This is a genomic window from Asticcacaulis sp. P2_C5, from assembly GCF_056404555.1.
Genome location: NZ_JBFUDU010000003.1, coordinates 157,638 through 180,739, shown reverse-complemented (window position 1 = coordinate 180,739; position 23,102 = coordinate 157,638). Strand labels below are relative to the sequence as shown.

The window sequence follows — 23,102 nt, the reverse complement described above, 5'->3', positions numbered from 1 at the left end:
TTTCCTGTATCAGCCGCCGTTCTCATCACCGGCCGGGCCCATGACATGCCTTGGCGGGTGCATAACCCCTTATAGAGGGCGGTTCCAACAGGACCGTACAGAAAATGTCAAAACTGAAGACCAAGTCGGGCGCCAAGAAGCGCTTCCGCTTTACTGCCTCGGGCAAGGTGAAGGCTGGCGTCGCCGGCAAGCGTCACCGTTTGATCTCGCACAACAGCAAATATATCCGTCAGAACCGCGGCACCGCGGTCATGTCGGCTGCTGATACGATCAAGATCAAATCCTACATGCCGTACGCCTAAGAGGGAGCAAGACACATGGCCCGCGTAAAAAGAGGCGTCGTTTCGCACGCCAGACACAAGAAGGTCCTGAAACTCGCCAAGGGTTTCTATGGCCGCCGCAAGAACACCATCCGTACTGCCAAGGCTGCCGTCGACAAGGCCGGCCAATACGCGTACCGCGACCGCCGCACCAACAAGCGCAACTTCCGCGCTCTGTGGATTCAGCGCATCAACGCGGCTGCCCGTCAGGAAGGCTTTACCTATTCGCAGTTTATCCACGGCCTGGTCGTGGCCGGCATCGACATGGACCGCAAGGTTCTGTCCGACGTCGCGATGAACGACGAAGCCGGTTTTAAGGCCATCGCTGCCAAGGTGCGCACGGCGCTCGCCGCCTGAGCCTGTTCGGATTTCTGATACCAGAACCCCGCAGGCCTCAGGCCGGCGGGGTTTTTGTTTGGGATTCCGCGGTATCCGGTTCGTTCAACTCAGTGACGGCACGTCTTCGGCTGTGGAATTTTGGATCACGAAAAGCACCACCCTTCGCTAAAGCTTCGGGTGGCAGGCGAAAATCAGAAAAGCACGAATAGCTGTTGAAACGCCAACGCCCGAAGGGCAATCAATCGTGATGTGGCTTTCCCGCATGACGGCGCTTCGCGCAGATACGCCCGCCTCTCCCGTTCATGCTTTTCTGATTTTCGTGCTTTTCGTGATCCAAAATTCCACTGTCGGAGACGGGTATCCACTAACTTGCGCTGGCCCAATCTGACCCAGCCCGCCTGCGCTCAAATTCCCCTTTATGCGATGGATGCTTTCGCCTAAAGACAGCCTCTCCTTTTCGAAGTTAGCCTGATGACCGTTTACGCCGAACTCCAATCCGAAATCGAAGCCGAAATCGCTTCCGCCGCCGACCTTGGCGCCCTGGACGCCGTGCGCGTGGGCGCCCTGGGCAAGACCGGCCGCATCTCGGGCCTGCTCAAGACCCTGGGCAGCCTGCCGCCGGAAGAGCGCAAGACCACGGGTGCTGCCATCAATGCCGTGCGCGACGCCGTGCAGAGCGTGCTCGACACCCGCAAGGCCACGCTGGAAGCCGCCCACCTGGAACAGCGCCTGGCCAGCGAGCGTATCGACCTCAGCCTGCCTTCGGCGCCGCGCCCCAAGGGCGGCGTGCACCCGACGCTGCAGGTCATGGATGAGATGATCGCCATCTTCGCCGACCTGGGTTTCGACGTCGCCGAAGGGCCGGATATCGAAGACGATTTCCATAACTTCACCGCGCTCAACTTCCCGGAAAAGCACCCGGCGCGCGAGATGCACGACACCTTCTTTTTCAAGCCCGACGAAAACGGCGTGCGCAAGCTGCTGCGCACCCACACCTCGCCGGTCCAGATCCGCACCATGGTCTCCGGCAAGCCGCCGTTTCGCCTGATCGCGCCCGGTCGCGTGTTCCGCTGTGATAGCGACCAGACCCACACCCCCATGTTCCACCAGATCGAAGGCCTGGTGATCGACAAGGGCGCCCATATGGGTCAGCTGAAATGGGTGCTCGAAACCTTCATTTCGCGTTTCTTCGAAACCGGCGAAGTCACCACGCAGTTCCGCCCGCACCACTTCCCCTTTACCGAACCGTCGGCCGAAATGGATGTGCGCTGCTCGTGGGAAAAGGGCGAACTCAAGGTCGGCCAGGGCGAGTCCTGGCTGGAAATCCTCGGCTGCGGCATGGTCCATCCCAATGTCCTGAAGGCGTGCGGTGTCGATCCGGACGAATATCAGGGCTTTGCCTGGGGCATGGGCGTCGACCGCCTGGCCATGCTGAAATACGGCGTGCCGGACCTGCGCGACATGTTCGCCGCCGATGCAAGGTGGCTGAGCCACTACGGGTTTAGCGCCTTTGCGGCGCCGAACAGCGCTTCCGGCCTTTCATAAGACAAGGAGGCTCAGCCTCCTTGACCTCGAAACACTTCTTAGAAATTACTCACGATGAAGTTCTCCCTAAGCTGGCTTAAAGATCACCTCGACACCACGGCCGATATCGATCAGGTCGCCGCCGCCATGACCATGGCCGGCCTGGAAGTTGAGGATATCCACGATCCGGCAAAAGCGTTGAAACCGTTCAGCGTCGCCAAGGTCGTGTCCGCCGACAAACACCCCAATGCCGACAAGCTGCAGGTTCTGCAGGTCGACACCGTCGACGGCCGCAAGGAAATCGTCTGCGGCGCCCCCAATGCCCGCGCCGGCATGACAACCATCTATGCCCCGATCGGCGCCTATGTGCCCGGTCTCGGCGTAACCCTGGTCGAAAAGCCGGTGCGCGGCGTCGTCTCCAACGGCATGATGTGTTCGGGCAAGGAACTGGAACTATCGGAAGAGTCCGATGGTATACTCGACCTTTCCGATGATCTGGAAGTGGGCACGCCGGCCGCCGTCGTCTTCGGCGCAGAACCGGTCATCGATTTCGAAGTCACCCCCAATCGTCCCGACTGGCTGGGCGTTCACGGCATTGCCCGCGATCTCGCCGCCACGGGTCTCGGCACCTTTGTCGAAAAGGCGATTGCCACCGTGCCGGGCCGCTTCCCCTGCCCGATCACCGTCAAGGTCGATGGCGACGCCTGTCCGGAATTTTCCGGCCGCGTCATCCGCGGCGTGAAGAATGGCCCCTCGCCGCAATGGCTGCAGGACAAGCTGAAATCGATCGGCCTGAAGCCGATCTCCGCCCTGGTCGATATCACCAACTACCTGTCGTACGACCGCGCCCGGCCGCTGCACGTCTATGATCTGGCCAAGCTATCGGGCAGCGTGATTGTCGCCGGGCTGGCTCCGGATGGCGAAGAGCTGCTGGCGCTCGACGGCAAGACCTATGCCCTGACCGGTGAAATGTGCGCCATCATGGATTCCTCCGGCGTCATCGGCATCGGCGGTATCATGGGCGGAGAGTCGACCAAGGTCGACGACGCCACGACCGACGTCTTCGTCGAAAGCGCCTGGTTCGACCCGATCCGCACCGCCCAGGCGGGCCGCGCCCTTACCATCAGTTCGGACGCCCAGTACCGCTTCGCCCGCGGCGTCGATCCGGAATCGCTGGTTCCCGGCCTGGAACTCGCGACACAACTGATCCTCGACCTGTGCGGCGGTGAACCGTCCGAAGTAACCTTCAGCGGCCAAGCTCCCGCCCGACGCACCAATGTCGATTTCGATCCGGCCTATGTCAAACAACTGACCGGCCTCGACGCCAGCAATGACGATATCAAGCGTATCCTGCGCGCCCTGGGCTTCGCCGTGACCAGCAACGGCGATCGTTACGATGTCGCCGTGCCATCGTGGCGCCGCGACGTCGACGGCAAGGCCGACCTGGTCGAGGAAGTCGCGCGTATCTACGGCTTCGACCGCCTGCCCGCCACACCCCTCCCTACCGTCAATCCGCGTCCCGGCGGCGTGCTGACCGCCCAACAGGCCAAGGCCCGCACCGCGCGCCGCGCCCTGGCCGCCTTCGGCTATGCCGAAGCGGTCACCTGGTCGTTCATGCGCCAGGACTGGGCGACCCTGTTCGGCGGTGGCGCCGATGCCCTGGTGCTGGCCAATCCGATCGCCTCGGAACTGAACTGCATGCGCCCGTCGGCCCTGCCCAACCTGTGCGAAGCCGCCGGTCGCAACGCCGCGCGCGGCTTTCCTGGCGTCCAGCTGTTCGAGATCGGACCGATCTATCAGGGCCTGGAACCTGGCGACCAGAAGCCGGTCATCACCGCCATCCGCGCGCCGGATAAGTCGCGGCATTGGCAGGCCATTGGCGAGGACAGCCTGTTCGCACTCAAGGGCGACCTGATGGCCCTGCTCGATGCCATGGGCGCGCCCGTATCCGCCTTGCAGCTGGTCCAGGGCAGCAACAACAGCTACTGGCACCCTGGCCGCTCGGCGCGGCTGCAACTGGGTCCCAAGCAGATTGTCGCCGAATTCGGTGAACTGCACCCAGCGGTGCTGAAGGCCATGGACCTGGAAGGGGCCTATGTCGGCTTCGAAATCCGCATCGACAACCTGCCGGCGCCGAAGAGCAAGGGCGGCAAGTCTAAGGGTGCGCTATCTCTGTCCAACCTGATGCCGCTCAGCCGCGACTTCGCGTTTCTCGCGCCGGACGCTTTGGCTGCCGGCGACCTGATACGTGCCGTCAAGGGCGCCGACAAGGCGCTGATCGGCGATGCTTCGGTCTTCGACCTCTATACCGGCGCGGGCGTGCCCGACGGTCATAAATCCCTGGCGGTGGCGGTCACCCTGACACCTGTCGACAAGACCCTGACCGAGCCGGAAATCGACGCCATCTCGCAAAAGGTCATCGCCGCCGCGGCCAAGCTTGGGGCCAGCCTGCGGAGTTGATTTTCGCAACTACTGCCATGACGGGCATCATGTAATCCGTTTCAATCCCCCTAGCATTCCGCATATCTTGTGTTACTTTAACGCAAAATAAGAATTGTAAGGGGTGGCGCATGCGGGAAGAGTTAGCGGAAACGACGGGCGACGTGCGCCCTGAGCCCGCATCCGACGTCAGCGAAAAGTCGACACTGTCCACAATGGCCGGCCTGGCGACTCTGGCCGCTGCGGCTATACCGCTGAGCGCCTGCGGCGGTGGAGGCGGCGGTGGAGGTGGAGGCGGAGGTGGTACCTCACCACCCCCTCCCCCCGTGCTGAACTATACCGAAACCGAGGCCGCGCGCTTTTTGCTGCAGGCCCAGTTTTCGGTAACCGACGCTGATATCACGGCGGTGCGGCAACAGACCTATTCCGGCTGGCTCGACAATCAGTTCGCTGCCGCCGACAGCCAAACGGCCACGGCCTGGCTCGACAGCCAGGGTCACGGCACGCCCAAGGCCGACGGCAATTATTTCAATCCGATCATGGGCGACTGGATGGCCTGGCGGATGATGATGACCGGCGCCGACCAGTTCCGCAAACGCTGCGCCCTGGCCCTGTCGGAAATCCTCGTCACCTCCCTGACCCCGATCGACGGCTTCTGGCCACCCTATGTCATCGCCGGCTATTGGGACCTGCTGTGCCGCAGCGCCTTTGGCAACTACCGCACCCTGCTCGAAGACATGACGCTGAACCCGTCGATGGGCTTCTATCTCAACACGCGCGGCAATCAGAAGGAAGACGCAGCCACCGGCCGCGAACCCGACGAGAACTACGCTCGTGAAATCACCCAGCTGTTCACCATCGGCCTCTACGAGCTCAATATCGACGGCACGCCCAAGACCGACCTGCTGGGCAACAAGAAGGAAACCTACGTCCAGTCGGACGTTACCAACATGGCCCGCGTCTTCACCGGCTATGACTGGAACTATGGCCGCGTCACCTGGCAAAACACTGTCTTCCTGCCCTATCCGATCCCGACGACCGAATTCACCCGCGACGCCATGGCGTTCGACGCCAACAAGCATTCCTTCCTGGCGGCGACATTCCTGGGGGTTACCATTCCGGCGGGCACGCCCGGGCCAGCGGCGCTGAAGACCACGCTCGACACCCTGTTCAACCACCCCAATGTCGGCCCCTTTGTCTGCAAGCAGCTGATCCAGCGCCTGGTGACCTCGAACCCTTCGCCCGGCTATGTCCAGCGCGTCGCGGAAAAGTTCAACAACAATGGCTCCGGCGTCCGCGGTGATATGAAGGCGGTGTGGAAGGCGATCCTCACCGACACCGAGGCTCGCACCCTGCCGACCTCCAACACCGCCGGCAAGTTGCGCGAACCGCTCATCCGCTGGTCGCAATGGGCGCGGACCTTCAATGTCGGCAGCGCGACCGGCAAATGGGAGATCTACGACACGTCCAACGGCGACTGGGGATTGGGCCAAAGTCCACTGCGCTCGCCGTCGGTGTTCAACTATTTCCGGCCGGGCTACGTCCCGCCCCAGACGGCCATCGCTACCAGCGGTGACGTCGCGCCGGAATTCCAGATCCATAACGAGACGACGACGGCCGGCTATGTCAACTTCCTGGCCTCGGTGATCCGGGACGGCTACGGCGACGTCAAGCCGGACTATTCGACCGCCATGACCATGGTCACCAACAGCAAGACGTTGCTCGACTGGCTGAACCTGCATATGGCGGCCAACCAGATCTCGGCCGCGACCATCACCGCCATGCAGACGGCGCTCGACGCCACTACGGTGACTGCTGCCTCGACCAATGACCAGAAGCTGGACCGCATTTGCGGCGCCGTCCTGATGGTCATGTGCTGCCCTGAATATCTGGTCCAGAAATAAGTCCGGAACAAACCGTCATGTACAAGAACAATATTCCCGACCTGAACCGCCGCGCCTTCATGAAACGCGCCATGGCCTTGTCCGCCATGGGCGCCGCTGCCCCGATGGCGCTCAACCTGGCCGCTGCCGGTGAGGCCGCCGCCATGGATACCAGCGACTATAAGGCGCTGGTCTGCGTCTTCTTTTATGGTGGCAACGACTACGCCAATACGGTTGTGCCCTATGATACCGCCAATTACGACCTCTACAGCGCCCTGCGTGGCGGCGGTCCTGGCCGGACGCGCGGCAATATCGCCTATGGCCGTGACGAACTGACGCCGACCGCCCTGACGCCGGTCGTGGCTCAGACCCTGACGGACAATCTGCAATTTGCCTTGAATCCGCGACTGACGGACCTGACCTCGCTGTTCCATGCCGGCCATGCCGCCGTCCAGCTCAATGTCGGCCCGCTGGTCGTGCCGACGACCAAGGCGCAGTTCCAGAGCAACGGCGTGCCGCTGCCGCCCAAGCTATTCTCGCACAACGACCAGCAGTCGGTGTGGCAGGCCCTGGGTTCCGAAGGCGCCACCGTCGGCTGGGGCGGACGCATGGGCGACCTGGCCCTGTCCAGCAATACCAACAGTCTGCTGACCTGTATCTCGGGCTCCGGCAATGCCGTCTTCGTTTCGGGTAACGACGCCCTGCAGTACCAGATCAGCCCGGATGGCGCGATCCCGATCTGGGCGGCCAAGGGCTGGGCCTTCGGCTCGAGCCAGGTATCCGATACCTTGCGCACCCTGATCACCCAGCCCCGCACCCACGTGCTCGAAAACGAGTTTACCCGGGTCACCCAGCGTTCCATGGTCATGGAAGGCATCGTCAATACGGCGCTCAATCCGGTTACGCTTACAACCAACTTCGATGTCGACGGCAAGCCGAACGGCTTGGCCAACCAACTGAAGATCGTCGCCCGCCTGATCGGTGCGCGTGCCGCCCTGGGCTCGAAGCGTCAGGTCTTCTTCGTCTCGATGGGCGGTTTCGATAACCACGACGGCCTGATGGAAAACCATCCCGGCCTGATGGCAGGCTTCAACGAGGCGATCAACGCCTTCTATGCGGCGACCGTCGAACTGGGCGTGGCCGACAAGGTGACAACCTTCACGGCGTCGGACTTCGGCCGCACCCTCAGCTCCAACGGCAACGGCTCCGACCATGGCTGGGGCTCGCACCACTTCGTCGTCGGCGGCGCGGTCAAGGGCGGGCGCTTCTACGGCACGGCGCCGCATGTCTCCGTCGATACGGATGACCAGGTCGGCCAGGGCCGCCTGCTGCCGTCAACCTCGGTCGATCAGATGGCGGCGACCCTGGCGCGCTGGTTCGGCATGTCGAACTCGGACCTGCCGCTGATCCTGCCGCGGATCAACAACTTCGCGACGTCCGATCTGGGCTTTATGGTTTAGTCCACTTCAATCCGCCAGAACGCGGTGAAGCTTCCGCGCCAGTTGGTCCGGCGTAAACGGCTTCTGCAGCATCTCGACTCCGGGCGCCAGTTGGCCGTTCTGCACCACGGCGTCGTACGGGTAGCCCGATGTATACAGCACCTTGAGCTGCGGCCGCAGGGTGACGGCGCGTTGCGCCAATTCGCTGCCCATCATGCCCGGCATGACGACATCGGTGAACAACAGGCCGATATCAGGATGGCCGGCCAGCAGATCCAGCGCCGCTGCGCCGCTCGATGCCTCGATCACGGCATAGTTCAGGTCCTGCAGGGTTTGGACCGCGACCGCGCGGACGCCCTCCTCGTCCTCGACGACAAGCACCTTCTCAACAGGGGTATGGGCGGCGATGGCCGGCGCCTCCGTTGCCATGACGGGCTTGGCGGCATCCGCTCCCGTATAGCGCGGCAGGTACAGTTGGACGCGCGTGCCCTCGCCCGGCTTCGACGCGATATCGGCGTGCCCGCCCGACTGCTTCAGGTAGCCGTGAATCTGGCTGAGGCCCAGACCCGTACCCTGGCCCACCGTCTTGGTCGTGAAGAAGGGCTCGAAGGCGCGGCTGAGCACCTCTTCGGTCATGCCGGTGCCCGTATCGCTGACGACAATAACCGCATATTCGCCCGGGCTGACATCCGGCCCCGCATTCTCTGCGGCACTGAGGTCGGCATTGTGCGTGGCAATGGTCAGCCGGCCGCCCAGCGCCATGGCGTCACGACCGTTGATCGCCAGGTTGAGGATGGCATTTTCGAGTTGGCTGGGATCGATCCGCGACGTCCACAGGCCGTCCGAAAGCTGCAGGTCGACGGCAATATGTTCGCCGAGCGTCGAGCCCAGCATGTCCGCCATGTGGCTGATCAAGGCATTGATATCGGTGACGGCCGGTTGCAACGGTTGCTTGCGGGCAAAGGCCAGCAGGCGCCGGGTCAGGGTGGCGCCGCGCCGCGCACCATCAAAGGCCGCGTCGATATGCTGCCCGATCTGCGTATCGCCGCGCGCCACGCGACGTTGCGCCAGGTCGAGATTGCCGATGATGATGCTGAGGAGATTGTTGAAATCGTGCGAGATGCCACCGACCAATTGACCAACCGCTTCCAGCCGTTCGTACTGCGCGACTTTTTCTTCCGCCATGTGGCGCCCCGACATTTCCTCACGGAGTTTCGCATTGGCGGCGACCAGTTCGGCGGTGCGCGTCTCGACCCGCTGCTCCAGGCCGCGCAGCAGATCCTCGCGCGCCGCCTCGGCACGTGTCATGCGCCTATAGGCGCGGAAGAAGGCGTCGATCAGCCAAACCAGGGGAATGCCGACCAGGAAATAGACGAACAGCGCCACCGCGCTCGACGACCATGGAAATCCGAATTGTCCGGCCGCGGGAAACAGGAAGCGCCATGCCAGGATGCCCGACACCGCCATGGCCAGCAATCCGGGGCCGCGGCCGCCGATATAGGTCGTAATGAAAATGGCAGGGAGGAAGGTCAGAAAAGGCAGGCCGTGCTGATGCGGCAGGATGAGCAGCCGCAACCCAAGGCTACCACTGGCCAGCAGGACCGCTGCGGCATAGGCCCAGGCCGGTCGGGCCTCAATCCAGTCTTTCGCATCCCCGATCCGCATGAGCCAATGTTACCTCATGGTCCGGCCGAAATAAAGCGGGTTGCGTTAACCCTTTTCGTGCAACCGCTCTTAAACAATTCCATATAATCTGAAATTTGGATTTTTACGGAGTGCGTCCATGTCGATGCTCACCACGGCCATTTCCGGCGTCACCGCCGCCAGCGCACGCTTCGACAAGGCTGCGACCAGCATGGTGAACGACGCAGCCCAGGGCAAGGACATCGTCTCCGACCTGGTTGAACAGATCGACTCGCGCAACGCCTTTCACGCCAGCGTCAATGTCGTCAAGGCGGCCGACGAGATGATGGGCCGTCTTTTGGACATCAAAGCTTGATGCCGCTCAAGCGCCGCTAGGCTCGCGCAAACGTGCGCGACGGGCCTTGCCCTTGCCAAATTTCCAGGAAATTTGGAAAAGTTTCTCCCTGAAGCCTGTAAAAAGCCCGCCGGTTTGCACCGACGGGCTCTTTTTTTGACTTTGAGGTCCGGGTCCCGGATCAGTAGTCTTCATCTTCCTCGGGTTCGGAACGCTTGCCGCCACCGGCACCAAAGACGTCTTCCAGCGACAGTTCCTGCTTGCGGGCATAGGGGCTGTCGTCTTCGTCCTCGATCGCAGGTTGGACGGTCACCGCCGGCTTCAGCGACGGATCGTCCAGCGGGATGCCCAGCTTTTCGGCCTGCTTGCGCTTGGCGTCGGCGGCCTTCTTGACTGCGGCGTCGAGTTCGATCTGGCCGATCAGGCCGAGCGTCACCGGGTCGACCGGCTTGATATTGACGGCATTCCAGTGGCCGCGCGAACGGACTTGCTCGATGGTCGACTTGGTGGTGCCCAGCAGCTTGGAAATCTGCGCATCGGTGATTTCGGGGTGGTGCTTGACGAACCAGGCGATGGCGTCCGGACGATCCTGGCGGCGCGACACCGGTGTATAGCGCGGCGCCTTCTTGGCCGGCTTCAGCAGTTCGGCGTGACGGCTGACCAGGGCCTTCATCATATATTTGTCGTTCTTTTCCGCCTTGTCGAGCTCTTCACGGGTCAGCTGGCCATTGGCGATCGGGTCGGCGCCGCGGATATCACGCGCCACTTCGCCGTCGGCAATGCCCTTCACCTCAAGCAGGTGCAGGCCGCAGAAGGCCGCGATCTGTTCGAAGGCCAGCGAAGTATTGTCGACCAGCCACACGGCAGTGGCCTTGGGCATCAGGATGTCGGACATCGTCTTTTTTCCTTATAGGGCTGTCCAGAAATAGCTACGCCCGGCTTTTGCAGCCGGGCGTGTGGGTTGGCCAAGGGTATAAAGCGATTTTTCACCAAAGGGAAGAGGGTTGTGAAATGGCCTTGTCCGGCTATGAAAGTCGCGGTACGGGAGGGGACGCTATGTTCGGCTGGTTCAAGAAGAATCAAATCGAAACGCCACTGGTGGCTCCACCACAGGTATCAGCGCTGCAGGAAGGTTTGCTGGGTGTCATTACCGGCCATGGTCTGGATGTTCATGTCTATCACGACTGGTGCCTTGTCGACAACGCCATGCCAGGTCTGCGCGCCATTCAGGGACCTATCGTGCCGAATAGTGCGAAGATCACCAACAGGATCGACATCGAACTCAGATTGAAGGCCGATCGCGCCATCTACGAATGCTATGGAGGGGTAGGAGAAGACGAACACGCAGCGATGGGCGACGTTCTGTACACCTTCTGTTGTGGTACATTTCACGTATACCTTTCGGCTTTCTGGGATCACCACGAGCCCGGCCAGGTCGATATCGAAACCTGGTCGATCCATGGACAGGAATGGATTGTCTACGTGGGCAACGCGATCTTCAAGACCTATAACAACCAGGCGTTCGGGCTGGCTCCCGACTATGGCGAGACCATCAGGCGTCTTGCCAGCGGCCTGCCATTAGGCGAGGACTATCACTGGATATCGGTCTATATCCATGCGCTGAACGGACAGGTCGGCGCCGACACTTCTCTCGACAACCAGCCCTGGCCAGAGCTGAACGAGAGTCTGGCTCACCTTGCCTGGCCAGCGCCGGCGACTGGGTTCGCCAGCAGCCGCAACTTCATATTGTTGAAGCGGCAGGCTTAAGCGACTTCCTGTCACGTATCGACATTGATAGCGTCCGCGCGCCAACCGATGGCGATGCCCTTGCCGCCTTCAACAAAAACGAAGACATCGCCGTCGTACATAAATTTCTGAATGCGGTAGACCTCGGCCAAATCTCCGGGACGGCAGGCCACGCTCTCCCTGACATAGCGCTCGCACGCGAAGGGACCGTCATCACGCAGCCCCTTGTTGATAAGGCTCCGTTTTGCCTGTTCCCGACTGTCCCCTATGTGGACGCCGAACCTCGAGCCTGAACGGATATAACCGTTATATGTGCCGTTCGTGCCGAGCGGAATCGGAAATGTCGTCCCTGCAAGGGCTGGCGTTGCCAGCAAACCCAACAGAACGGCCGGCAAGCGCAGGAATATCATTGTCGCTTTACCTCCAGCACCACCTTGCCGCAGTGGCTGCGGTCCCCCCACCACTTGCGGCCTCAGGTTAAACGGCTCTTGAGCCGCGTGATGATGTCCATCCGATCATGCAATATCGCCAGAATAACCGGCACAGCGTCGGCACGCGGCAAACAGAATATGTAATGCCGTCCGCTCTTCGCCATGCGCAGTTGAGGATGTACCGCACTTAGGTCTCTAAACAGCCCTTCACCTCTGGCGACGGCCGATGCAGCATCTTCGAGTTGACGGATATAGGTCAGGCATTGCGCCTCGCCCCATGTCCTGTGGGTATCGCGCGCGATCCCTTTCAGATCGCCGGACGCCCCCTTCGCCAGCACATAATCCCGGCTCACGCGCCAGTGCCGGGATTCAACTCGGCTTCAGCAATCTCGGTGAAACTGCGCGTATCCACCTCGCCTCTGTCGGCTTCCGCGATACGCTGTTCAAGCAACCCTCTCAATGCCGCCAGCGCCGCCTGCTCACCGGTATCGGATGGAAAGAGCCGTTCAATGGCGTACTCGCGAATGGTCTTGCCTTGCAGAGCTGCCAAGGCCTTGAGGCTTTGGTGCTGCTGATCGGTTACATCGATGGTCAATCGGCTCATGATTATCAAGCCCTTGGTATACTAACGGCATGGACCATACCACAAATGTGAGTCTGCATATAAGCACATTTGTGATCCGATGTCATGGCCACGTTCTATCCCACCTCCAGCACGATCTTGCCGCAGTGGCTACCATCGGTCCATTCGTGCGCACGAGATGCATCGGCGAAGTCGAACACCTCCGCCAGGACAGGCTTGATTAACCCCTGCTCGATCAGCGGCCAGACCCGCTCGTGGACCTTAGCGGTCAGGCGCGCCTTTTCATCCGCCGAGCGTGGTCGCAGCATCGAGCCCGTAATCACCGCCTGCTTCTGCATGATGCGGCGTAGATCCAGCTCGACCACCGCCGAGCGGCCAACGCCGACCTGGACCATTCTGCCCTTCATATTGAGGCACAGGAGGTTTTTCGCCACAAAGTCGCCGGCGACGATATCGAGCACGACGTCGGCGCCTCCGAACGCCTTCACGCCGCCGACAAAATCCTCGTCCGCTTGCGTGTCGATGACCAAGTCGGCGCCAGGTCCCTTGCGAAGGCGCATTTGTCCGCTCCGCGCGCCGTGGCGATGACTTCGGCGCCGACTTGGTCATCTGGATGGTCATGGCCCCTGTTCCCGAATTGCCGCCGTGGACCAGAACGGTCTCACCCGCCTGCAGTGCCCCGTATTCGATCAGATTGGCGTAGACGGTGAGTGCGGCCTCTGGCAGGGGCGCCGCCTCTGCTAAACTCCAGCCCTTTGGCACCGGCAGCAGATGGCGCATGTCGACGGCGACAAATTCGGCATATCCACCGCCGTTGACCAGGGCGCAGACCTCATCACCGACCTACCAAGCCACCTCATCGCTCGATCCGCCCCGACACCTCGAACCCCAGGCCAGGCGCTGCGCCCGGCGGTGGCGGGTACAGGCCACGCCGTTCCAAGAAACGTCCGGGAGCCCAACTGCACCAGATCCTGATGCTATCCCTCGATCCGGTAGTGGATCGGCTTGAAGGCGTAGTTGTTCGATTGCAGCGCCGAGCACGCCGTCAGGGCAACAATCAGGTCCATCGCGGCTTCGAACAGGATATGGTCGCCCGCCTTGCTGAGTGGCGGATCGACCGTAAGCACGCCCGTCTCGCCATCGACCTGGACATTCATGAAGATGTTGAAGGCCACAGGTATCTGGTCCGGCTTGATACCATAGGGCGCCAGAGCGTTGGACAGGTTGCCGAAACAACCGTGGTGCGGATGTTCGTCACCATAGATGATGCGAAACGTATCCTTCGAGCACGGCGTCAGCAGGAAGTCATGGCGGCCGACCGTGTCCTCGACAATGCGCATCATGACGGTGCTGCGGTTGGAATAGAGCGGATCACCCGTGCTCAGGAACAGCTTGCTGGCATAGTCGAGCGTACGGCCCGACGAGATGACCTCATCCGTGTCGTGCGCGTTGAAAGCCAACATGTCCGACACCTGTTCGCCATTCGGATCGATGACGCGCAGGCGCTGGCCCTTATTGAGGCGGAAGGCGGCGCCCGAGCGCGCCGGAATCTCGGTGATCATTGGTTTTCCTCTATCAGTCGGCGCAAAGCCGCACCCAGGCGCGTCATGGAGCGGATCTTGTCGCGCCATGACAGGGCGATGACCGGGCCGACGTCGGTTTTGTTGACGTCAACGATATAGATGCGACCGTCGTTGCGATCGCGCAGAATATCCAATCCGCCGCAGTCCAGCCCCATACGGGCGTTGAAACGGCGGATCTGCTCGATTTCGGCCGGAGAAAACACCTCGGTCGGCTCCGCCAGACGGGCGCGGCGGTTGTTGATCGAAAACCGGCCTTCCGGCGTCTTGGTCTTGATCCATACCACGACGGGTTCACCACCGACGCACGGCGTGCGCAGGTCGTTGCAGCAGTCGTGGTCGTCCCGCGTATCGACCACGCGCTGATAGACCTTGTCGTTCAGGGGCGTCAGCGGCGCCATGACGATACGGCCGTCATGGACGCCATTTCTATCCGACTTTTCAACGATTTCGCCGTGAACAGCCGTCGGATCGACGGTCAACGGATAGCCGAAAACCTCTTCGAAAACCCGGGCAACACGACTTTTCGAAATGTCCGTGCAGCCGTGGTTGATGCGCAGCGGCAGCAGGGACGGCGCAGGTTCACCCTGGGTGACGTCCTCGAAATAGAAGGCGGCGTGAGCATCGCCGGGTGATGTCGCGAGGTCCATGCCGCCCCACATGGCGATGCCACGCGACATGTACCACGGCCCAGGACAGTCGGGTGCATACCAGATGCTCAGGCGTTTGGCGGATCGCGCACGGACGACGACGGTGCCCACCACCAAGATGGCGAGATAGACGGCCCAGCTGGCAATTTCGCTGATGACGGCGCGCGTCGGTTTAAGGTGGATGCCGGTCTTGCGGACATAGAAGCCGCCATCGCGCCAACTGAATTCTTCAAGCCAGCCGCCCTGGCGGACCGACTTTTGTGGCACGTCTTCGCGCAGAGGAAGGCTTTGCTCCGCTATCGCCATGGGCACTTGCCCCGTCTGCAGGTTTGCCCATTACAAGCTTGCATGTCACCGTCCCTGGCCAGCCCGATTGAAAGACAGTAGGAAGATACGTATAAGGACGGCGTCACGAAACTGCCGCAATATGTAAGCATCTTATAAACAGACGCAGCCGTTGTCACCCACCGTGTTCTTATCGCCTTCTTGCAAGCGTCCCAGTCGTTTCCGAGTTCCCTCTTACCGGTTGTCCACTAGGTTAAGCTTCCAGCAAAGGAAGGCGTATCTGTGTATTTTTCCTCGACTTCCCCGGAAGATTCCGTTGGCGCCGAAAGCGCTCTGGTGGAACGATTCGAAGCCTATATCCGTGACAAGGCCTTCCCCTGCGTAGGGGCCAAATCTGCCCTTTCCCGCCATCAGATGCAGTTCTTCGTCGCCGGCGATATGCGCTGTCCGCGCGACGACGTGGCTTTGTATGAGTCGCTTCGCGACTTTGCCCGTGCGTTCAAAAGCGATGGAAAACCTTTCCAGAGTTTTGTCGCCCTGTTCGAGACGGCGGAGACACTGGACGAAGCGGCGTTCGAGCAGGCCATGTGGCGGCGGTTGCAGGCCCTGGAAGCGATCGATGCATTACGTGGCGAGATTTACGATCCGAGGGTCAGCCCCGACGTCGACAATCCACATTTCTCGCTGAGTTTCGGTGGCGAAGCGTTCTTTGTCGTCGCTCTGCATCCGGGCGCCTCACGACCTGCCCGGCAGTTCGAAGTGCCGGCCCTGGTGTTCAATCCGCATGCCCAGTTCGAAACCCTGCGCTCAGAAGGCAAGTATGAAGTCTTGCGTGACAGCATTGTCGAGCGCGACATCGCCCTGGCGGGCAGCGCAAATCCGATGCTGGCGCGGCACGGCGAGGTGTCGGAGGCACGGCAATATAGCGGCAGGACGGTCGAGGACGGCTGGAAGTGTCCTATGCATCGCACACATTCTTAAACGTCGATGTTCAGCGCTTCGAGATAGGCACGCCTGATCGACTGACGGACCTTGAAGAATTCCGCCCACACATCCGCACGGCGCTCAAGAACGGTCTCCATGGTGAACTGCGACGGCTTCAGGGCCGGTGTCAGTTCATCCCAGGCGAGCGGCGTCGATACATGAGCGCCAGGCCGGGCGCGTACCGACCAGGCCGAGACGGCGGTCGCCGTGTGATCGTTGCGCAGATAGTCGACGAAAATCAGGCCCTTGCGCTTTTCCTTGCTCATGGTGGCAATAAAGGTCTCCGGCGCGTCGTGTGCCATGGACTGGGCGGTGGCGCGGGCAAAGGCCTTGACCGTCGCCCAGCTATAGTCGCGGTCCAGCGGCACACAGACGTGCAAGCCCTTGCCGCCCGTGGTCTTGAGAAAGCTGTGCAGACCCAGTTCGCTCATGCGGTCGCGAACCTCGAACGCGGCGTTCACCAGAGTATCCCAGGCGACCTCCGGATCCGGGTCGAGGTCGAAGATCATCCGGTCGGGACGGTCGGGGTGTGACGCCAGGCAACCCCAGGGGTGGAGCTCGATCACGCCCCACTGGATGAGGCTGATCAGGCCCTGCTCGTCCTTGATCATCAGATAGTCGTCATCGCGGCCTCTCACCGGAATGCCAGTGTCGTAGATATGTTCCGACGGACCCGTCGCCATGTGACGTTGGAAAAAGCAGGCCTCGCCTATACCTTCGGGACAGCGCAGCATCGATAATGGCCGGTTGACAAGGAAGGGCAGGATGCGGTCCGCGACCCTGTGGTAATAGTCCGCCAGGTCGAACTTGGTGATGTCGGTGTCCGGGAAGATAATCCGCTCGGGATGCGATATGCCTATGCCGGCGACCTCGGGCCGGTTGCGGGGTGACTTTGCTGCCGCAGGCTTGGCAGGTGTTTCGGCGTCCTTGACCTCCATATCGGCCTCCTGATCAACTTGCCTTCTTGTGGTGGACGGGCTTTTCCTTTGCGGTGGCCTCAGGCGCCTTCAGGCTGCGGCGGAGTGCATCCATCAGGTTGACCACCTTGGCCGGGGCGCGTTCTTCTTTCGGTGCTGCGGGTTCTCGGTGCTCGACCCGGGCATCGATCAATTCCTGAAGTGCCTCGCGATAGTGGTCATGGAACTTGCCGGGATCGAACTTCGCCGCCTTGCGTTTGATCAATTCCAGCGCCAGGTCCAGTTCCTCGGAATCGCTTTCCTTGTCCTTGATGCCTTCGAAATAGGGATCGGCGTCCTTGATCTCGTCCTCGTAGCGCAGGGTCTCGATCATCAGGCCGCTACCATGGGGCTTGATCGCGCACAGACGCTCGCGACCGCCGATGGCCAACTGCCCCACACCGACCTTGCCGGCCTTGCGCAGGGCGTCACGGATGACCCGGAATGTGGCCTCATCGCCCCTGGCGGCCGGGGCGACGAAATAGGGGGATTCGAAATAGACCGGATCGATGGCGGCGGCGTCGACAAACTGGGTTATGTCGAGCGTCTTGCTGGACGGGATCTTCAGTTCCTTGATCTCGTCCGGATCGATCAGGACATATTCGCCCTTCTCGACCTCATAGCCCTTGACGATATCGTCGCGCTCGATCGTCTTGTCGCCGGCCACCAAACGCTGGTGGACGCGCTCGCCGGTCGGCTTGTAGATTTCGTGAAAGGCGATCTGCTTGCTGCGGTTCAGCGCGGCATAGACATTGACCGACAATGTAACCAGCGACAGGCGGATATTGCCGCTCCAGTAAGGGCGCAGGGCCATGACGATCTCCCGATAGGTAAGGCCACAGTGTGCTGACTGCGCCGTAAGTTTTCAGTAGGAATTCGAAGCCTGCAGGCGGTCGGAAACCGTTCTGAAAATATTGTGAGGGGCAAGACGGGAAAACATATTGAAGCTGTCCGTAGCATGGGGCATTCAATAGCTACGGCCGGTGGGGATGCCTGTCCGTTTTTGAGGGGGACGACTCCATGACGACTTTTGTTGCCGGTCTTGGCAATGACACCTTTACCGGTTCCGCGGATAGCTCGGACACGGTAGACTATAGTGACCCGTCAGCTACCGATGCCGGCATTCTGGTCAATCTGCAATATGATCCGACCTATGTGGGACGTGGAGAAGGCAGCGACGAGCTGATTTCGATCGAAAACATTATTGGCACGGCTTTCAATGATACGGTGTTTGCCACAAATGGAGGTGTTCATACCTTGTCACTCGGGGGCGGCAATGACGAGTTCCTGACCGGCGGCGGGGGTATCTGGACGCTGGATGGTGGCGACGGCAACGACTTTTGGGGGGCGGACTATATAAGCGCCACGCAAAATCTGACCCTGGCCTATGACACGGCGACGGGCTCGGGCAGCCTGACCGGCGGCACAACCTTCAGCCATATGGAACGTATCGGCGTCACCTTCGGCAGCGGCAATGATACGATCGCCATTACCGGCAAACTCACCGGCTTCAACTCTATGGGCAGTACCCTGCAAACCTATGACGGGGACGACACCATTACGATGGGCGGCTTTAGCGGCCTCAACCATAGTCTCCGCGGCGGACGGGGTTTCGATACACTGAACCTGACTCTGACCGACGATATGAATGCGTCGAACACCTATGTCACCCGTGATGATGGCATGATGACGATCGATGTTATTGCCAGCACCGGAGCGCTCCGCGCTGAAGAATTCGAGTCGGTCAACTACGCTCTGGATAATGGCGATAACCGTGTGGTTTTCAACGGTACATCCGGGTCCGTGCACGTCGACGGACGCGGCGGAACGGACAAGCTGGAGCTGGATATCGCCTCGTCCGGCCGACTGGTCAATGATGTCGTGTGGACCATTACCGGCTCGGTGACCACGGCATCGAATATCGGCTTTTTCGATCATTTCGAGACCATCCAACTCCGCCTGGGCGGCGGCGTCAACGTCCTGCATATGGGCGATGAGGCCGACAAGATCTCGTCCGAAGCGGGCCGGGACACGATCTATGGCGGCGGTGGCAATGACGACCTGCGCGCCAATTTCCTGTTCAATCCGGCCAAGGCCGTCACCTATCATGGCGGAGACGACAACGACACCCTGACCGGCGGCGCCGTCGGCGACCAGTTGTATGGCGATGCCGGACTTGACCTGCTGATTGGCGATAACGGCAGCGACAGGCTGGATGGCGGCACGGGTAACGACACAATGGTCGGCGGCGCGGGCAACGATATCTACTATGTCGACAGCGCAAGCGACGTGGTCACAGAGCTGACGCGGGAAGGCGACGACCTCGTATTTTCGTCTGTTAATTATGCGCTGGGCGCCAATGTCGAACGGCTGGAACTAGGCGACGACGCTGGCAATATCAATGGCACCGGCGGCAACGGTAACGACACCATCTACGGCAATGCCGGTGATAATGTGCTGACGGGTGGTGCCGGCAACGATGCCCTTATGGGCCGGGCCAATTATTTTGGCAGCACCTCCTGGACCTCGGAGGCCGGTAACGACACGATCCATGGCGGAACTGGCAATGACGGGGTGTCCGGCGGCGGTACGGCCGGGCATCTGGCCAGCCTGTACGGCGACGCCGGCGATGACATCGTCGCTACCGCCACCTACGCCGACGTTGATGGTGGTGACGGCAAGGATCAGTTGCAATTCTATTTTTACGACTACGCGCAGGACATAGGGCACGGCGTTTGGCTCGACGTTTCCACGGTGCCCGACGGCGGCGTGGTCTATAGCCCGGGCGGCGGCACGGTCCGTAATTTCGAAACCTTCTACCTCACCGGTACGAATTTCGGCGACATCCTGATCTCAGCCAGCGGCGACGACACCGTACAGGGTCAGGGCGACAATGACCGGTTGGAGGGCGGTGGTGGCAACGACTCTCTCGAAGGCGGAACGGGCATCGACACCTTCGATGGCGGGCTGGGCGATGATACTTTTGTCGTCGACAACACCGCCGAAGTGGTGACGGAACTGCAAGACCAGGGCACGGATACCATCTTGTCGAGTGCGACCTATGTCCTGGACGCCAATGTCGAGGTCCTGACCCTGACCGGCGCATTCGTTATCAACGGCACGGGCAATGGGCTCGACAATCGGCTGAACGGAAATTTCAACGACAACCGGCTGGATGGCGGTCTGGGCGCTGACACCCTGACGGGCCGCTACGGCAATGATGCCTATGTCGTGGACAATGCCGGCGATGTCGTGGTGGAGGCCGTTGGCGAAGGTGTGGATACGATCCAGTCCCTGCTTACGACGACTCTGACGCCCAATATCGAAAACCTGCTCCTGACGGGGTCAGACGCACTAAATGGCACCGGCACAGCGACGGCGAATGCGCTGACCGGCAACAGCGGCGCTAACGCACTTTCGGGCTTGGGCGGCGACGATACCTTGACCGGCGGTTACGGGGACGATGTCCTCGACGGCGGAGACGGCAATGACATGCTGGACGGCGGCCAGGGGAACGATTCGCTCTATGCCGGAGCGGGTGACGATACTGTGCATGGCGGAGATGGCTATGACGTCATCTATGGCGGCACAGGCGTCAACAGGCTGTATGGCGATGCCGGCGACGACTACATCCAGACCCAGACCGACAGCTACGGTTCGACCTATGACGGCGGCGACGGACGCGACACCGTCGACTACAGCTGGAAGTTCGGCGCCCAGCTGGTGCGTATCGATCTGACGGACGGCACCTACAGCGACGATGGCGGCATCGAAACCGTCATCAATTTCGAAAGCGTGCTGGGAACTCAAGGATCAGATATGATCACCGGCAATGGCGAAGCTAATTCGCTTTACGGCTATGACGGCAACGACGTGCTCGGCGGCCTGGATGGTGATGACGTTCTCAATGGCGGCAATGGCAATGACACGATCTTCGGCGGTGCGACGGGCACGTCCGCCTTCGATACAGTCGATGGCGGTGAAGGCGAAGATCTGATCTACAGCTCGGGCTCCGGAACGTATCTCGGCGGGGCCGGCAACGACTATATCCGTGCGCAAGCCACCTATGGCATCGGCGAGACCCTGGACGGCGGCCTGGGCAACGATACGCTCGACACCACAGCCTATGCCGGGGATTACAAGATCGACCTGACCCTTGGAACGACCAATGTTAGTTCCGGCACCGAGTCTTTCATTCAGTTCGAGAACGTCCTGACCGGCGGTGGCAACGACTCGATCACCGGAACCGGCGGCGACAACCAGATCTGGACCGGTGCGGGCAATGACGTTCTCGAAGGCCTCGGCGGCAATGACTGGCTGGTTGGCGGAGCTGGCCTCGATACCCTGGTCGGCGGCCTGGGCGACGATACCTATATTGTCGAAGATACAGCGGCCTTCATCCAGGAATCGTCCGGCCAGGGTACGGATCTCGTTCAGGCCAATGTATCCTATACGCTGGGGGCAGGCGCCTATGTCGAGAACCTGATCTTGCTGGGGATGGCCAATATTGACGGCAAGGGCAATGGCCTCGGCAATGGTATCATAGGCAATTCAGGCAATAACCGGCTGGACGGCAGCGGCGGCGCCGACACCCTGACCGGCGGACTGGGCGACGATACCTATGTCCTCGATACGACCGGCGATCTTGTGGTGGAGGCGGTTGGCGAAGGCATGGACACGATCCAGGCGTCGTTCACGGTCACCCTGACGGCGGCCATCGAGAATCTGATCCTGACCGGAACCGCCACGGTCAACGGCATCGGCAATGCCGGCAATAACGGCATCACCGGCAATAGCGGCAATAACACCCTGACCGGACTGGGCGGCAGTGACTGGTTGTCCGGCGGTCTGGGCGCAGATACGCTGATCGGCGGCCTGGGCTATGACACCTATGTCGTCGACAATGCCGGCGACTTCGTGACGGAGATGAACGGTCAGGGAATGGATACAGTGCTGTCGTCCGTATCCTTCACCCTGAGTAACGCCCTGTCGATCGAGATCCTGACCCTGACCGGACCTCAGCATATTAATGCCACAGGCAATGCGTTCGCCAATACGCTGAACGGCAATTCCGGCAACAACACGCTGAACGGCGGATCGGGCGCGGATACGATGAACGGCGGTGCCGGTCACGATATCTATGTCGTCGAGAATGCAGGCGATGTCGTCGTCGAAGGGCTGAACGCCGGCATCGATACCGTGCAGTCGGCTGTGACCTATGTTTTGGGCGACAATGTCGAGAACCTGACCCTGGCCGGAAGTATGGCCATCAACGGTACCGGCAACGCGCTGAACAATACCATCTACGGCAATGCCGGGGCTAATCTCCTGACCGGCGGAGGTGGCACGGACAAGATCTATGGTCGCGGTGGAAATGACACCTACATAGTTGACAGCGTCAGCGTAGGGATTTCCGAACAGCTGGGCGGCGGCGATGCCGGGGGGATCGATGAAGTCCGCGCGTCGGTCTCCTACTCCCTGAAGGATTATTTCGAAAACCTGACCCTGACGGGTACGGGCAATATCAACGGCGTCGGCAACGGGCTGAACAATCAACTGACGGGCAATTCCGGCAACAATTTTTTGACCGGTGGTGCGGGGAATGACACTCTTGCCGGCGACCTGGGGGCGGATCAGTTCGTCTTCGGCGCCGGGTCGGGTGTCGATACGGTCAGCGATTTCAGCGTGGCGCAAAACGACCGGATCAATGTTCATGGCCTGACGCACGGCGTTGTCGGCGGCGGCGGCATCGTGCTTAGCCAGGTCGGCAGCGATACGGTGATCGATCTGGGTGGCGGGAACATCGTGACGGTCCTGAGCGCCCTGGCAGCCGATGTCGCCAGCCACATGGTGTGGTAGGCGGCGCCGGACAATCATATTGTTGACGAACGACGGTCGTGATACGCCTCTATGCCGCGTCAGGCCCAGCGCGGACGCGCTGCAACCTTGCGTGCCCCAGTCCGCG

General features: G+C 61.1%; 20 protein-coding genes. 10 read left to right on the top strand and 10 right to left on the bottom strand.

All coding sequences use genetic code 11. The features are described from left to right. The first annotated feature begins 104 nt into the window (after positions 1-104). From rpmI to AC1DXO_RS06745, 6 genes are all read left to right on the top strand, one after another. Complete coding sequence (gene rpmI, locus AC1DXO_RS06770; protein ID WP_476977354.1) at positions 105-302, top strand: 50S ribosomal protein L35; 198 nt, start codon at positions 105-107, stop codon at positions 300-302. Between the two features lie 15 nt (positions 303-317). Further along, the gene (gene rplT, locus AC1DXO_RS06765; RefSeq protein WP_476977353.1) at positions 318-677 is read left to right on the top strand and encodes a 50S ribosomal protein L20; all 360 of its coding nucleotides are present in this window, start codon (positions 318-320) and stop codon (positions 675-677) included. Between the two features lie 453 nt (positions 678-1,130). Further along, the gene (gene pheS, locus AC1DXO_RS06760; protein WP_476977352.1) at positions 1,131-2,204 is read left to right on the top strand and encodes a phenylalanine--tRNA ligase subunit alpha; all 1,074 of its coding nucleotides are present in this window, start codon (positions 1,131-1,133) and stop codon (positions 2,202-2,204) included. A gap of 54 nt (positions 2,205-2,258) precedes the next feature. Continuing rightward, on the top strand, positions 2,259-4,643 hold the full coding sequence (gene pheT, locus AC1DXO_RS06755) for a phenylalanine--tRNA ligase subunit beta (protein WP_476977351.1): 2,385 nt from the start codon (positions 2,259-2,261) through the stop codon (positions 4,641-4,643). 110 nt (positions 4,644-4,753) lie between these two features. Continuing rightward, complete coding sequence (locus tag AC1DXO_RS06750) at positions 4,754-6,526, top strand: DUF1800 domain-containing protein (protein ID WP_476977350.1); 1,773 nt, start codon at positions 4,754-4,756, stop codon at positions 6,524-6,526. 17 nt (positions 6,527-6,543) lie between these two features. After that, complete coding sequence (locus AC1DXO_RS06745) at positions 6,544-7,965, top strand: DUF1501 domain-containing protein (RefSeq protein WP_476977349.1); 1,422 nt, start codon at positions 6,544-6,546, stop codon at positions 7,963-7,965. Positions 7,966-7,971: 6 nt separating this feature from the next. On the opposite strand, the gene AC1DXO_RS06740 is transcribed toward AC1DXO_RS06745, so the two are convergent. Then, entirely contained in the window at positions 7,972-9,609 is a 1,638-nt protein-coding gene (locus tag AC1DXO_RS06740) for an ATP-binding protein (RefSeq protein WP_476977348.1), read from the bottom strand. A 118-nt stretch (positions 9,610-9,727) separates the two neighbouring features. Here AC1DXO_RS06740 and AC1DXO_RS06735 point away from each other — a divergent pair, with 118 nt between their 5' ends. After that, complete coding sequence (locus AC1DXO_RS06735) at positions 9,728-9,943, top strand: flagellar basal body rod C-terminal domain-containing protein (protein WP_476977347.1); 216 nt, start codon at positions 9,728-9,730, stop codon at positions 9,941-9,943. 160 nt (positions 9,944-10,103) lie between these two features. Here AC1DXO_RS06735 and AC1DXO_RS06730 read toward each other — a convergent pair whose 3' ends face one another. Further along, the gene (locus tag AC1DXO_RS06730) at positions 10,104-10,817 is read right to left on the bottom strand and encodes a DUF1013 domain-containing protein (RefSeq protein WP_476977346.1); all 714 of its coding nucleotides are present in this window, start codon (positions 10,815-10,817) and stop codon (positions 10,104-10,106) included. 161 nt (positions 10,818-10,978) lie between these two features. Here AC1DXO_RS06730 and AC1DXO_RS06725 point away from each other — a divergent pair, with 161 nt between their 5' ends. Continuing rightward, entirely contained in the window at positions 10,979-11,689 is a 711-nt protein-coding gene (locus AC1DXO_RS06725; protein WP_476977345.1) for a DUF6348 family protein, read from the top strand. 11 nt (positions 11,690-11,700) lie between these two features. Here AC1DXO_RS06725 and AC1DXO_RS06720 read toward each other — a convergent pair whose 3' ends face one another. The 6 genes from AC1DXO_RS06720 to AC1DXO_RS06695 form a co-directional block, all read right to left on the bottom strand. Next, positions 11,701-12,078, bottom strand: coding sequence for a hypothetical protein (locus AC1DXO_RS06720; RefSeq protein WP_476977344.1), 378 nt, complete (start codon positions 12,076-12,078; stop codon positions 11,701-11,703). 62 nt (positions 12,079-12,140) lie between these two features. Then, on the bottom strand, positions 12,141-12,452 hold the full coding sequence (locus AC1DXO_RS06715) for a type II toxin-antitoxin system RelE/ParE family toxin (protein ID WP_476977343.1): 312 nt from the start codon (positions 12,450-12,452) through the stop codon (positions 12,141-12,143). Next, positions 12,449-12,703: an antitoxin gene (locus AC1DXO_RS06710; protein WP_476977342.1), complete on the bottom strand. Its 255-nt coding sequence runs from the start codon at positions 12,701-12,703 to the stop codon at positions 12,449-12,451. The genes AC1DXO_RS06715 and AC1DXO_RS06710 overlap by 4 nt, the downstream gene beginning before the upstream one ends. Before the next feature lie 95 nt (positions 12,704-12,798). Further along, positions 12,799-13,242, bottom strand: a complete 444-nt coding sequence (locus AC1DXO_RS06705) for a zinc-binding dehydrogenase (RefSeq protein ID WP_476977341.1) — start codon at positions 13,240-13,242, stop codon at positions 12,799-12,801. 417 nt (positions 13,243-13,659) lie between these two features. Beyond that, a complete protein-coding gene (locus AC1DXO_RS06700) occupies positions 13,660-14,244 on the bottom strand; it encodes a DUF1989 domain-containing protein (RefSeq protein WP_476977340.1) in 585 nt (194 codons plus the stop codon). After that, entirely contained in the window at positions 14,241-15,218 is a 978-nt protein-coding gene (locus AC1DXO_RS06695; protein ID WP_476977339.1) for a hypothetical protein, read from the bottom strand. The genes AC1DXO_RS06700 and AC1DXO_RS06695 overlap by 4 nt, the downstream gene beginning before the upstream one ends. A gap of 261 nt (positions 15,219-15,479) precedes the next feature. Here AC1DXO_RS06695 and gntA point away from each other — a divergent pair, with 261 nt between their 5' ends. Beyond that, on the top strand, positions 15,480-16,178 hold the full coding sequence (gntA, locus tag AC1DXO_RS06690; protein ID WP_476977338.1) for a guanitoxin biosynthesis heme-dependent pre-guanitoxin N-hydroxylase GntA: 699 nt from the start codon (positions 15,480-15,482) through the stop codon (positions 16,176-16,178). On the opposite strand, the gene ligD is transcribed toward gntA, so the two are convergent. Both ligD and ku read right to left on the bottom strand, forming a co-directional pair. Beyond that, a complete protein-coding gene (gene ligD / locus AC1DXO_RS06685; RefSeq protein ID WP_476977337.1) occupies positions 16,175-17,119 on the bottom strand; it encodes a non-homologous end-joining DNA ligase in 945 nt (314 codons plus the stop codon). The two genes, gntA and ligD, sit on opposite strands and share 4 nt — an antisense overlap. A gap of 13 nt (positions 17,120-17,132) precedes the next feature. Further along, positions 17,133-17,951, bottom strand: a complete 819-nt coding sequence (gene ku, locus AC1DXO_RS06680) for a non-homologous end joining protein Ku (RefSeq protein WP_476977336.1) — start codon at positions 17,949-17,951, stop codon at positions 17,133-17,135. Positions 17,952-18,157: 206 nt separating this feature from the next. On the opposite strand from ku, the gene AC1DXO_RS06675 reads away from it, so the two are divergent. Then, positions 18,158-22,996 (top strand): beta strand repeat-containing protein, encoded by a 4,839-nt coding sequence (locus AC1DXO_RS06675; RefSeq protein WP_476977335.1) that lies wholly within the window; start codon positions 18,158-18,160, stop codon positions 22,994-22,996. The last annotated feature ends 106 nt before the right edge of the window (positions 22,997-23,102 follow it).